Origin of the sequence: Streptomyces sp. NPDC058534 (assembly GCF_042717365.1) — a bacterium.
In the GTDB taxonomy this organism is placed as follows: Bacteria; Actinomycetota; Actinomycetes; order Streptomycetales; family Streptomycetaceae; genus Streptomyces.
Genome location: NZ_JBHXNW010000062.1, coordinates 19779 through 31760, shown reverse-complemented (window position 1 = coordinate 31760; position 11982 = coordinate 19779). Strand labels below are relative to the sequence as shown.

At 68.5% G+C, this 11982-nt stretch carries 16 protein-coding genes; 14 read left to right on the top strand and 2 right to left on the bottom strand.

Features of this window, described 5'->3' with window-relative positions; translation table 11 throughout:
- Positions 1–188 precede the first annotated feature (188 nt).
- The 4 genes from ACFWR9_RS30670 to ACFWR9_RS30655 all read left to right on the top strand — a co-directional run bounded on the left by ACFWR9_RS30670 (position 189) and on the right by ACFWR9_RS30655 (position 4356).
- Positions 189–1478: a hypothetical protein gene (locus tag ACFWR9_RS30670; RefSeq protein WP_383847574.1), complete on the top strand. Its 1290-nt coding sequence runs from the start codon at positions 189–191 to the stop codon at positions 1476–1478.
- A gap of 168 nt (positions 1479–1646) precedes the next feature.
- Positions 1647–2138, top strand: coding sequence for a mobilization protein (locus tag ACFWR9_RS30665; RefSeq protein WP_383847526.1), 492 nt, complete (start codon positions 1647–1649; stop codon positions 2136–2138).
- On the top strand, positions 2135–3868 hold the full coding sequence (locus ACFWR9_RS30660) for a relaxase/mobilization nuclease domain-containing protein (RefSeq protein ID WP_383847524.1): 1734 nt from the start codon (positions 2135–2137) through the stop codon (positions 3866–3868). Before ACFWR9_RS30665 ends, ACFWR9_RS30660 begins: the two co-directional genes overlap by 4 nt.
- A 107-nt stretch (positions 3869–3975) precedes the next feature.
- Positions 3976–4356 carry a hypothetical protein gene (locus ACFWR9_RS30655; RefSeq protein ID WP_383847522.1) on the top strand — a complete coding sequence of 127 codons (381 nt, stop codon included), beginning with the start codon at positions 3976–3978 and terminating at the stop codon, positions 4354–4356.
- A gap of 199 nt (positions 4357–4555) precedes the next feature.
- Here the strand turns inward: ACFWR9_RS30655 and ACFWR9_RS30650 are convergent, their stop codons facing one another.
- Together ACFWR9_RS30650 and ACFWR9_RS30645 are read right to left on the bottom strand one after the other, a co-directional pair.
- A complete protein-coding gene (locus ACFWR9_RS30650) occupies positions 4556–5377 on the bottom strand; it encodes a DUF317 domain-containing protein (RefSeq protein WP_383847520.1) in 822 nt (273 codons plus the stop codon).
- A gap of 124 nt (positions 5378–5501) precedes the next feature.
- On the bottom strand, positions 5502–5855 hold the full coding sequence (locus ACFWR9_RS30645) for a DUF317 domain-containing protein (RefSeq protein WP_383847518.1): 354 nt from the start codon (positions 5853–5855) through the stop codon (positions 5502–5504).
- 302 nt (positions 5856–6157) lie between these two features.
- On the opposite strand from ACFWR9_RS30645, the gene ACFWR9_RS30640 reads away from it, so the two are divergent.
- The 10 genes from ACFWR9_RS30640 (at position 6158) to ACFWR9_RS30595 (ending at position 11974) form a co-directional block, all read left to right on the top strand.
- Entirely contained in the window at positions 6158–6388 is a 231-nt protein-coding gene (locus tag ACFWR9_RS30640) for a hypothetical protein (protein ID WP_383847516.1), read from the top strand.
- Positions 6366–6878: a DUF6879 family protein gene (locus ACFWR9_RS30635; protein WP_383847572.1), complete on the top strand. Its 513-nt coding sequence runs from the start codon at positions 6366–6368 to the stop codon at positions 6876–6878. Before ACFWR9_RS30640 ends, ACFWR9_RS30635 begins: the two co-directional genes overlap by 23 nt.
- A 27-nt stretch (positions 6879–6905) precedes the next feature.
- Complete coding sequence (locus ACFWR9_RS30630; RefSeq protein ID WP_383847514.1) at positions 6906–7751, top strand: helix-turn-helix domain-containing protein; 846 nt, start codon at positions 6906–6908, stop codon at positions 7749–7751.
- A 97-nt stretch (positions 7752–7848) separates the two neighbouring features.
- Positions 7849–8238, top strand: coding sequence for a hypothetical protein (locus tag ACFWR9_RS30625; RefSeq protein WP_383847512.1), 390 nt, complete (start codon positions 7849–7851; stop codon positions 8236–8238).
- The gene (locus ACFWR9_RS30620; protein WP_383847510.1) at positions 8235–8777 is read left to right on the top strand and encodes an NUDIX hydrolase; all 543 of its coding nucleotides are present in this window, start codon (positions 8235–8237) and stop codon (positions 8775–8777) included. Before ACFWR9_RS30625 ends, ACFWR9_RS30620 begins: the two co-directional genes overlap by 4 nt.
- 83 nt (positions 8778–8860) lie before the next feature.
- Positions 8861–9106: a hypothetical protein gene (locus ACFWR9_RS30615; protein ID WP_383847508.1), complete on the top strand. Its 246-nt coding sequence runs from the start codon at positions 8861–8863 to the stop codon at positions 9104–9106.
- 59 nt (positions 9107–9165) lie between these two features.
- Positions 9166–9966, top strand: a complete 801-nt coding sequence (dapF, locus tag ACFWR9_RS30610; RefSeq protein WP_383847506.1) for a diaminopimelate epimerase — start codon at positions 9166–9168, stop codon at positions 9964–9966.
- Positions 9963–11054: an ATP-grasp domain-containing protein gene (locus ACFWR9_RS30605; protein ID WP_383847504.1), complete on the top strand. Its 1092-nt coding sequence runs from the start codon at positions 9963–9965 to the stop codon at positions 11052–11054. Before dapF ends, ACFWR9_RS30605 begins: the two co-directional genes overlap by 4 nt.
- Before the next feature lie 36 nt (positions 11055–11090).
- Positions 11091–11612 (top strand): C39 family peptidase, encoded by a 522-nt coding sequence (locus ACFWR9_RS30600; protein WP_383847502.1) that lies wholly within the window; start codon positions 11091–11093, stop codon positions 11610–11612.
- Positions 11612–11974, top strand: coding sequence for a glutamate ligase domain-containing protein (locus tag ACFWR9_RS30595; RefSeq protein ID WP_383847500.1), 363 nt, complete (start codon positions 11612–11614; stop codon positions 11972–11974). The genes ACFWR9_RS30600 and ACFWR9_RS30595 overlap by 1 nt, the downstream gene beginning before the upstream one ends.
- Positions 11975–11982: the final 8 nt, after the last annotated feature.

Genomic DNA, 11982 nt, shown 5'->3' with positions numbered 1-11982 from the left:
TCAAGCGATCACGCAAGCGTCCACGCCGTACACGCGCCCAAGCGATCACGCGCGGGCCCCCCTTTAGAAGGGGGGCCCGCGTGTACGCCCCCTCCGTGAACGCCCCTCACTCCATCGTCTTCCTCCCCTTGGAGACCGTCTGCATGCCCCTCGGCAACTCCGCGCGCATAAGCGCCGACAGCGACGCCATGTCGCTTCTACCTCACTGGACCACCTCGTCTGCGGTCGGCGCAGTCCTGCTCCTCGTAGTCGCCCTGCTCGCTGGATGGCTGCTGCGCCGACGGGTCCGGAAGACCGGTATCGGGCAGCGACGTAACACCGCCGCCGTCCCTGTTGCCGCTGTCGCCGCGATCGGATGCACCGCCTACAGCGCGGACACCAGCTGGCGGTTCGCCGCCGACTACCTGGACATGGGGAGCACCATCGAACGGGCCGCGATGTTCGCCGCCGCCGAGCTCGCCCTGTTCGCAACCGCCCTGCTGGCCCGTCAGAACCTCAACGGCCCGAAGCAGGCACCCGGCCTGCCCGGCACCCTCACCTGGGTGATCACCGCCGTGCAGATCCTGCCCGCCTACGCGGAGTCCGGGCTGGTGGGCGGGACAGTGCGGGCCTTCGTCGGCCCGATCATGGCTGCGATGCTCTGGCACCTGGCCATGGGCATCGAACTACGCCACCGCAGCCCGCACGCGGACTCCCGCAGCCTGGCTGCCGTCCTCGCCCGGCAGATACACGAGCGGCTGCTGGCCCGCTTGGGGATCGCTGACCGGGACGCGGACGCCGCCCGGATCATTCGCGAACGCGCCCTCGACCAGGCCGTCACCCTGATCCTCCGGGCAGAGGCCATGACGCCCGAGCAACGTGCCAAGGGGCGAGGCCGGCGACTCACCCGCCGTCTGCACCAGGCGCTGGAGCAGGCCGACGTCGACCGGGACAAGCGCCAGGACGAGCTGCTGCTGCGCAAGCTCGCCACTCGCCAACAGGCCCTTGCTCTGGCCTCCATTCCGCTGCCCCGGCGTTGGCCCGCCCTCACCCCGGGCACGACGGGCGGCTTCACGCCTGCCCGCCCGCGCGCCACAGCGACGAAGCGGGCAGAGAACCCGGACCGCCCGCCCGAGAGCGATGCGGGCGATGACACCGCCCACCGGGCTGCCCGCCCGGAGCCCGAAGCCCGTCCGGACAGGCCCGCCCGCACAACCACGAACCCGGAACCGAAACCGGGCGAGGAACCGCCGGACACCGATCCGGGCAAGGCCGCACGGGCCAAGTCGAAGAACCCGGGCCCCAAACCGCGCGCGACAGGCGAACTCCTCACCGAATACGCCCATCGCATCCTCGGCGAGACCGGACGTCTCTCCCGCGACCTGCTGGAGGACACGGTCCGCGATGACGGCTACAGCGTCGCCAGCGACACCGCAGGCGAGGTCGTCCGCACCGTCAAGGCCGAGCTGAAGGCCGCTCGCGCCGACCACCCTCACTGAGCCCGCTCCCCCACAACACCCAAGGAAGACCGCCCAATGCACGACTCGCCCAACGAACATCCCACCGCCCAAACGGAGGCGACCACCGCGGCCCCAAACGGCACAGCAAGTTGGAGGTCCGGACACTCCCCCACAGGGGGAGCGCCCGAACCCGACCCCGCCCCGGGGGTGGCGGGGCTCGTCCGGCACCAGGGGGCGCCGGACGGGAAGGCTGCGACCGAGGGCGGACCGCAGCCGGGCAAGGCCAGCCGCAAGGGCAAGGCCAAGAAAGGAAAATCCCGCCCGCGCGACAAGAAACAGCGCCCCGCCCACAGCGTCCGCCTCAACGAGCAAGAACTCGCCATCATCCAGTCCGGCGCCGATCACGTCGGCATGAGCGTGGCCGGTTTCCTGGCCCACTCCGGTCTGGCCGCCGCCCGCGACCAGTCCCGCACCGCGGCAGCCATCGCCACCGAACGGGACATCCTGACCGCGCTGTTCGGCGTACGCCGCCAGCTCGGCTGGGCGGGCAGCAACGTCAACCAGGCGGCCAAGGCACTCAACTCCGGTGTCGACGCACCGCACTTCGCCGCCGCCCTCGCCGATCTGCAGCGTGCCGCGCAGGCCGTCCAACGGGCGGCAGACAGGATCGCCAACGTGCAGGAGGAGCAGGCGGCTTGATCCCCCGGATCCACAAGCAGGGCAGCAAGACCCTCGGGCTCCTGCACTACCTGTACGGCAAGGGCACCCACGAGGAGCACATCGACCCGCATCTGGTCGCTTCCTTCGACGGCATGGCCCCCGACCCCGGCCGCGACCCCTCGGTCACGAAGAGGGACCTCCAGCACCTCCTCGACCAGCCCCTGTCGCTGCTCGACGTTGACCAGCGTCCCGACAAGCACGTCTGGCACTGCTCGGTGCGCGCCGCACCCGACGACCCGATCCTGTCCGACGAACAGTGGGGTGACATCGCCCGCCGCATGGTCGCCGCCACCGGCATCGACCCTGGCGACGGTGCCGGCTGCCGCTGGGCCGCCGTCCGGCACGCCGACGACCACATCCACATCATCGCCACCCTCGTCCGCGAGGACGGCCGCCGCCCCGACCACCATCGCTCCGGTAAACGCGCCCAGACCGAGTGCCGCCTGATCGAAAAGGAACTCGGCCTGCATCAGGTCGCGCCCGGGGACGGCACCGCCGCCAAGCGAGCCACCAGCGCGGAGCGGCACAAGGCCGAACGGCAGGGCAGGCAGCGCCCGGCTCGCGAGGAGCTGCGGGAGACCGTACGGCGCGCGGTGGCCGGCGCCGACAGCGAGGAGGAACTCTTCGACCGATTGGCCGCTGCCGGTCTGCTGATCCGCAAGCGCGTCGCGCCCTCCGGCGACCTGCTCGGCTACAAGGTCGCGCTGCCCGATGACCGCAACGGTGAGAAGGAGCCTGTGTTCTACGCAGGTTCCACGCTCGCACCCGACCTGTCCCTGCCCCGCATCCGCGAACGCTGGACGCTTCCTGCCGAGGCCGCTTCAGCGGACGACTCCGGGCCAGAGCAGCCGGCCCTGCAGGACGTGACAGGTCCCGCGTTCGCGCGGCGCCGAGCCACCGCCACTACCTGGCAGGCGCTACTGATCATCGACCACGGCGACGACGGCGCAGCAGCGGCCCAGATCGCTGCAGCGGGTGAGGTCCTGGACGCTCTGGCCAAGACCTCCGCCGCCCATACCCGTGCTGAGCTGCGCGAGGCGGCCTTCGCATTCGAGCGGGCGAGCCGCTCCCACGTGAAGGCTCACCGCGGGCACGACCGCGCCCTGCGCCAGGCCGCCCGCGACCTCGTCCACAGCGGGCCGGCCCTCGGCCGCGGGGAAGACGGCGCCACCACCGCCATGCTCATCGATATGGCGTTCTTCCTCGCCATGGCCGCAGCGAACTGGCACGCCAAGAAACACCACGGCCAGCAGGCCGCAGCAGCCCGGCAAACCGCTGAACACCTGCGCGCCGCCTACCATGCCGCCGCAGGTGAACCCATGGCCGTTCTCCGCCAGCGAGGCCAACGCCTGGCCCCGCGTGTTCATCAACGGCAAGCCGGCCTTCTCCACCAGGTGCTGCCAGAGCTAGCCGAACGCATCCGCGCCGAGGCAGGCTGGCCCGCCCTGGCCGCCACCCTCGACGACGCCCGCAGAGCCGGCCATGACCCGGCAGTACTGCTGACCGAAGCCGCCCGACGGCGCGAGCTCGACACCGCGACCTCCGTCAGCGACGTCCTCGTCTGGCGTGTGCGACGCAGCACCCACCTGCCCGCCCTGCCCGAAAGCCCCCACGACACACCCGCCCGAGGCGGTCGCCGCCAAGGCCCCTCTACGCCCACCAGGCAGTCGCCCCCGAGCGCGGTGAACGACTCCAACCGTCGGCGCTGACCAGCCGAAACGGGCGAAACATAGCCGCCGATCGTCGGTTGGCCAAACCGGCGATCCTCCGGACCATTAATGCTTCCACCCACCCCACTCCCGTGAGGAGCACCCGTATGCCCAAGACCCAAGCCCGACCGGAAATCGTCGTCCTACTCTGCGACGCGGACCTCAAGCGCCGGCGTGAGACCAACACGTGGCACCACCTCGACGGGCGCCCGTTCAGCGAGGAGGAGCAGAGCCTCGTCCTCAGGGCCACTCGCGTCGAGTTCGAAGAGATCGAGTCACAGCTCAAGCGATACCAGGAGTACCGGCTCACGACGGACGAAGCTCCGGATGCTCTGCAGCGCTTCCTGGCCCCGTTCATGGAGCGGCTCGCCGAGAAGAATCTCGGCAACGCCGTCGAGCTCATGAACGAGGACGAGCGAGCCGAGCTCGATCACCTCCTCGGCGACATCGTCACACCGGTCCGTTCCTTCGCCCCGTACGCCTTCTGACCTCGGGCCCCACGCTGGCGCATGCCCAACGTGCTGGTGACGGTTTGTAGGACAAAGCCGGCCTCTGACACAGAGGCGTGTGCGTTCCAAGCGATAGCCGGTACGACAGACCGTGACGCCACGAGGGCGCCGGCCAAGGCACAGCAGCACGAAGCCGGGCCCCCTGAGGGGAGGCCCGGCTTCACTGCGTTGGATGGCCTCAGCTGGCTGGAGCGCGCAGGAGCCGGTCGTGTGTGCTCTCCGGCAGCACCCGGCGCAGCACCGGCGCACTGGAACTGAGGGAGCCGACGAACGCGGCGACGAGATCGTGCGGCACGCTGGCGCCGAAGGAAGCCGCCCACAGGTAGCCCGCCCCCAGCACCGGCTCGGCCCACGCCTGCCACCCACCCAGGGCCGCCTCGTCCGCCTCAGCCACCAGCCCCAATGGGTCGCCATCCTGGATGAGGGGCGGCACCTCGCCGAGGCGGACGTGGGAGGAAAAGGTCGGATCGACCGCTCCCGCGCCGGGCTGGTCGACGTCACGCAGCCAGCCGTGCGCCGTAACCGCGTCGAGAACCAACTCGGGTCCACCGAGCCCCAGAGCAGGTTGATCGCGGGCGTCGAGCGTGGTGAGGAAGGTGGCGAGGACCTCTCCGGGAACCTCGGGGGTGAAGTAGGCCGACCACTGGGCGAGCGGGCTGAGCATGTCCGAACGAGCGGACACTTGCCAGGCGATCGGCAGGCTTCCCAGGTGAAACGGCTCGTCCGGCAAGACCCATTGCACCCACCGCAGGGAGTCGGGACTGATGTGCAGGACGGTGCTGCGCAGGACCTGACGGTCCTCCGGCGCCTCGTCCGGCTCTTGGCGCCCGCGGACGATCGTCAAGCTAATCCAGCCGAGGCCGGCGAGCGTGTTGGCGACGGAGTCGTACAAGCGTCCGTCGTCACCGGCCAGGTACCGGGGGCCGACCCAGTACGCGGACGGAACACTCGCCGGGGCAGGCGGGCCGGACGGAAAGTCGGAATGCAGGTATGCCTCCAAGAGCTTAGGGATCTTGATGCCGTCGGCCGCGTCCGAGCTGGACGGTGCCAGGGTTGGCTGCGGCAGTCTCGGGTGGGTGTCCCCTTGCCGTCGACCAGGCAGACGGCGAGGGTGCCTCTGGCAGTCACACCTGCTGGGAGGTCTCCAGCACGCGAGCAACTACGGCAGCGACGACATCGGCCGGCGTCTCGGTGTCGAAGGACATCTGGTAGCCACGCACCTTGGCCGTACCGGTAACGGCGATCTTCCACCCCTCGCCGTCGGTGCCAGGACGTCCGAGCGGGAACCACCCGAGGTAGAAGCGACCGTCCTTCGAATTGACGTGCACGTCCGCGCGGTCGTCCACGACCAGCTGGAAGTCGTCGTCGGAGAACTGGTCCATCACGACTGTGGCCTGGCCCGGGCCGAGTAGCCACTCACGCAGCCGTAGGGCCTCGACGGTGGCGGAGAATCCGGGACCCGATGACACCGCAGCCACAGGAAATCACCTCTTTGACCTGGTGTTTTGCAAGAAGGTCGTCCAGATTCACATGCCGCTGCGGCGTTGGCCAGTCATTCGTGGATCTTTGCTGTCTGCCCCCGGCGAACTGAGAAGCGGAGGCCGGAGGCAGTCAGCAGGATCTGGCCACTGCGGACCTCTGTCTGCTCCACCACCGCGCTGCTACCCGATCGGGGCGACATCCCGAAGTCATGGCAAGTTCCGGCAAGTTCCTGGCCCGACAACCCAATCACGGGCAAGCTCGGGCACAGAGATCTTTACCGGCATCCGAGGAGGACATCATGGCCCTGCGTAAGCTCGGTAAGGACCCGGAGAGTCCCAGTGGCGGCTCCCCCACCATCTACCTCGACGAGGAGAAGGACAGCTACCTCGTGCAGGGGTTGAAGGTGGAGGACATCGAGCGCCTCGGGCAGATGGACGTCCCCGGCCACGAGTCGGTGGTGGAGATCCCCCGGCGCATGGTGCAGTTCTTCCTGGAGGTGAAGAAGGCTGATGAGGACCCCGACGTTTGAGGAGCTGTTCCGCGACTGCCAGAGGACGGCCGTCCATCTGGAGATGCGCGACGCCTACATGAAGTCGGACCCGGCCTTCATCGACTGGAAGGCCGGCGTGACACTCGACCCGGCCGAGCGCTGGGGCGACTGGCACAGCACCGTCACGGAGGCGGCCTCGCGGGGCGTTGAGGTCCGCCGGGCCCGGGTCGTCTCGACTCCCGTCAGCGAGTACATCCGCTTCGAGTACGACGTGACGGACGGGCTGAACATCGCCGCCGGCGAAGACGTGCGCTGGCTCTCCCGGCGAAACGCAACGGGCCTCGCGCTTCCGGGCAACGACTTCTGGCTTTTCGACTCCAGCCTCGTCCTCGTCAACCACTTCGATGGCGACGGCGAGAACATGGAGCTGGAACTCACCGAAGACCCTGAGGTCGCGAAGCTCTGCGAGTCGGCCTTCGAGTCCGTGTGGGCGCGGGCAACACCGCACGCAGAGTTCCAGTCGGCCTGACAGCTCGAACGGCACCTTCGCAGCGACATGACATCACCATCTTCGAGCGTTCAGGAAGCCCGCAGGGCCCTGGGGAAACGCCTGCGCGAAATCCGGCTCGAAGCCGGGCTCACCAAGCGAGCGCTGGCCAACAGTGTCGGCTGGCATGAGTCGAAGTGTTCGCGCTTCGAGAGCGGCACGCGTCCGCCTTCGGAGCGCGACCTTCGTGCGTGGGCCGCTGCTTGCGGCGCACAGAGCGCGGCCGAGGATCTCGTCTCGACGGCCCGAGGCATCGAGGGCATGTATGTCGAGTGGCGCCGGATGGAGCGCACCGGCCTGAAGCAGGCCCAGGAGTCCGTCCTCCCCCTGTGGGAGCGCACTCAGCGCTTCCGCATTTACTCGCCGTGGCTCATTCCCGGCCCCGTGCAGACGGCCTCGTACATCACCGCACTACTCACCTCTATTCGCGACCGCCGCGGCCTGATCGATGATGTGCCGGCGGCCGTCAAGGTGCGCGTGGAGAAGCAGCAGATCGTCTACGGCAACCACACGTTCGCGATCCTCCTGGAAGAGGGAGCACTCCGAAAGCGCATAGGCGGAACGGACGTGATGGCCGGTCAACTCGGCTATCTGCTCAGCGTCATGGCTCTGCCCTCGGTAAGCATCGGCATCATTCCTGAGGACGCCGACCGTTCAAGCCTCTGGCCTTCCGAGGGCTTCTTCCTGTACGACGACCACACGGTCCACGTCGAACTCGTCTCGGCCCACCTCGCTGTCACGCAGAAGCACGAACTTGCCATGTATGCCCAGACGTTCACGGATCTGGCCGAACTTGCCGTCTACGGCTCGGCAGCGCGGGAAATCATCACGGCAGCCATCGAATCCCTGGGGTGAACGCCGGGCAAGTTCCGGCACACTCGTAGAGCCCCTCATGTCGTTCTTCCTAGCGTTACTGGCACGGCTGGAAGACGTGCGCTGAAGGGGCGAAACGGTGATCACTTTGGCAAGTACTGGCAAGGCATCGAGAGCAACCGACGGCGCTGGAACCGAAGTTCTCCCGATCGACGTTGAGACAATCTCCGAGAGCACCGAGGCAGTCCTCTCCATGCAAATGGCCACCTCGACCCGCAAGGACATGGACGTGTCCCTGCCGGAGATCGTCGGGCACCTCAACCTTCTACTCGGTGAGGATCTGGGAGCAGACGAGGACGAGGACGTGCGGGAGCTGTTCCGCAAGGGGTACCGGCTCCTCGACTTGAGAAATCGTCCGACCACAGAGACCCCGTCGTTCGGCGCATTCATCTACCTCCGGGACGCCGCCGACGTCACGCGAAGGCTCCTGTGGATCTACACCCAGCGTCACGGGCTCGGTGCCCCGTGAGTGTCAGGGAGGACCAGATCGTCCGGGAGCTGTCCCACTACATCTACGAGCACCCTGACGAGCAGATGGCGCTGATGCCGGTGTACGACGCCGCCCGCGACCACGCACAGCGCGGAACCTGCACCCACAGCCGGCGCTGCCCCCTCGTGACGACGGGCGCGGTCGTCGTCGACGAACGCAACTGCGTCCTCTCCCTGCGGCACGAAGGGGCCTTCGCCCTCGCGGAGGCGGAACCCGAGGAACGGGACAACTCTCTCAGCGGAGCGGCCCTGCGCCTGTTGGCCGAGGGGGTCGGCATCCGCGAGGTATGGACGGAACCCGACAGCGAGGGACCCTTCCTGATCGACGTGACCAGAGCCGGGCACCACAGGTACGGCCCCCGCCTCCGGATCGGCTTCCGATACCTCTTCCGCTCCCACTCCGGGGCCGTCGCCCCCATGGTGATCGAAGCGGGCACGGCGGCCTGGATGCCCCTCGGAGAAATCGGCATCCCGTCAGTCCGCAACCGGCTTCACGGCCACCTGGTCGGCGCCCGATGAGCCCCCGGGACCAGCAACTCGCCTACGTGGCAAGCCTCTTGGCACTCGGCGGTTCGATCCTCCTGGCCATCTGGAGAGGCTGAATGTACGAGCGCCGCACCACCGACCCGACTCCTGCACCCCCTCCGCCCCTCGGCACCATCGCAGGCCAGAGGCAGCCAAACGATGTCCGCATAGGCGACTTCGTGTGCCTCGACCGGCTGTACCTGCGGGTCCGCGACATGAGGTCCGCCGGCACCTCGGGCCACCGGGTGCTGATCTTCGACGGGCACTCCCCGTGGGTCATGAATAAGCCGACGACCACGTATCGGCCCATCGAACTCCTCTGACCCGAGTCCCATTCGGCCATCACAAGAACTGTCACCTCAGCCCAGCGAGGAGCTTTGCCATGCGCTTCCGCAAGATCCACGGAGCGGGGAACGACTTCGTCCTGTTAGCCGACTCCACACCTGACAGCGAGAAGGACTGGTCAAAGGAGGCTGAACGCCTCTGCGCCAGACGAACCGGCGTAGGCGCGGACGGCCTCGTCATCAGCAGCCTGATCAGCATCAACCCGGTCGTCCTCGACGTCGGCTGCTTCAACGCCGACGGCTCGATCGCGACGATGTGCGGCAACGCCCTACGGTGTACTGCCTGGGCCGCGCACCACGATCACGGCTTCCGCGAGATGAGTCTCCGCATGGCGGGGGTGATGCACGAGGCGATCGTGAGTGACAACTCCGTGTGGGTCACGGCCGAAGTCGGCGCGGTCCATCCCCGACGAGTTCAGACCGTCATCAACGGCAAGCCGACCTGGTTCGACAGCGCCCACACCGGCACCGAACACGTCGTCGCCGTCGTGGACGACGTGGACGCCATCGACGCGGAACTCGTCGGACGCCTCGTGCGCCACCACGCCAACCTTGCCCCGCTGGGAACGAACGTCAACTTCGTACAGGCCGCCGGCAGCCAGACGCTGAAGGTCCGCACCTACGAGCGCGGCGTCGAGGCGGAAACCCTGTCGTGCGGGAGCGGAGCCGTCGCGGCCGTCGTCATCGCCACCCTGCGCGGACTCGTGTCGCCGCGTGCCGTCACCGTCCACAACCGGGCCGGGGAGCCGCTCACGGTCCGGCCGCATCCCGACCGACCGAAGCGGACTCACTGGGTCGGCGGGCCGGTCACCAACACCTTCGAAGGGGTCCTCGCATGACTCAGTTCCTCAGCCCCAGCTCCGGCCTCGCGGTGCGAGATGCCACCCAGAAGCTTCGCGACTGGCAGCGCGCCCGAGAGGGGCTCGGTGTCGCTCTCGTCTACGGGCCGGTATCGGTAGAGGACCGGCGCTACCACTCGAAGTGCCCCGTGAACCAGCGTTCCGTGACCGCTTTGTCCGAGGCCCTGGACGACATCGGGGCCCGCTGGAAAGTGCTGAACCCGTGCGAGCCGGACTTCATCATGGAGTTGGCCGGGTACGACGTGGCTCTCTCGAACCTTCACGGTCCGTACGGCGAGGACGGGAGGCTACAGGGCCTGCTGGACTACCTGCGCGTGCCGTACTGCGGCAGCGGAGTCGCCGCGTCCGCGGTGGCCGCCGACAAGATCCTCTGCAAGCGGGTGATGCTGAGTCTCGGCGTCCCCACGCCCGGATGGTGGGTGTGGTCGGGGGGCCCGATGCACTGGAACGGGCGGGCGGCGATGGTCAAGCCGCCCTTCGGCGGCTCCAGCGTGGGCATGAGCCTGGTCCGCGAACAGGCCGACCTCGCCAGGGCACTGGCGGACGCAGCCGGCGAGGAGGGTGCAGACGTGCTGGTCGAGGACTACCTGACCGGCGTGCCGCTGACCGTGGGGTTGCTGGAGCTGCCCGGAGGCGCGGTTGTCGTGCTCCCCCCGCTGGCCACCGAAGCCACCGAGGCGGAGTTCTACGACGCCGACACGAAGCTCGACGTGGAGTCCAGGGGCGCCGTAGCCGTACGGGCCGCCGAACTGCCGCCCGAGGTGCTGGCCAGGGTCACCGAGCACGCCACAACGCTGTGGGACGGACTCGGCCTCCGTGGTTCAGCGCGCGTCGACTTCATCCTCACCGAGGACGACCAGCCGTACGTGCTGGAGGTCAACAGCACGCCGGGCATGTCCCGCGACAGCAACTTCGTAGTGGGCGCCGCGATGGTCGGACTCACGCACACGGATGTCGTGCTGGCGATGCTGCACGAGGCGCTGGCCCGTCCGCCATACGATGTTCCCCTGCCCACTCCCGCGTTCGCCGGCACCACCCTGACTCGGGAGGCTGCCCTCTCACCGTAGGAGCACGCCGCTGTGTCGCGCGTCCACGATGTCCCCATGTGCCGACAGCTCATCGCCCCCGCCGAATGGGATCTACACGGTGGGTGGGCACTCGGGGACCGGGCCGAATGGTCCAACCGGGCGTGCGGCTTGGCGTCGCTGAGAATGATCCTGCTCGCCTACCGGCGCGAGGCACCTACGGTCACCGAACTGCTGAAACTCGCAGTCAAGAACGAGGTTCTGACCCCGCGTGGAGCACTTCACGCGGGGATCGCGAGCCTGTCGACCGATCTCGGCGTCCCTGCGACCGCGGAGCCCGTGCGGGTCGAAGACCTGCTCGCCCGCCTCGATGACGCACCCGTCATCGTGTCCGTCACCGAGCAACTCCCCGACGACGGCCGTTCCGGAGGCCACCTCGTCATCCTTCGCGGCTACGAGGACGGCCCCGACCCGACGATCTTCATCCGGGATCCATCGGCCTGGGGGCAGACTCACGATCGAATCCCCCTCAGCCGACTGTCCCCTTCTTACGCCGGCCGCGCGATCACCTTCGCGCCCCTGAACAACGGAGAGTCTTGATGCCCGAGGCAGACGGCGACACGACCGAGGCCGCAGGCGGCCGAAGGATCGCCGTACTCGGAGAGATGCTTGAGCTGGGCGACGAAGCCGTGGAGGCTCACCGCCAGGTCGGTCGCATGGCAGCCGAGAACGGCGTCGATCTCATCGTGGCGGTCGGCGACACACTAGCCAAGCAACTCGCCCTCGCGGCGGGCGCGGCAGGCGTGCCGGACATCGCGATGGTCGGCGACAACGGCACCGCCGCTGCCTACTTGGCGTCCATCCTCCGCCCCGGCGACATCGTCCTCGTGAAGGCGTCCCGCGGTGGACAGCTCTGGCAGATCGCCCAAGCACTCACCGGGCAGCCGGTCACCGGCCTGTGAGCAGCCGT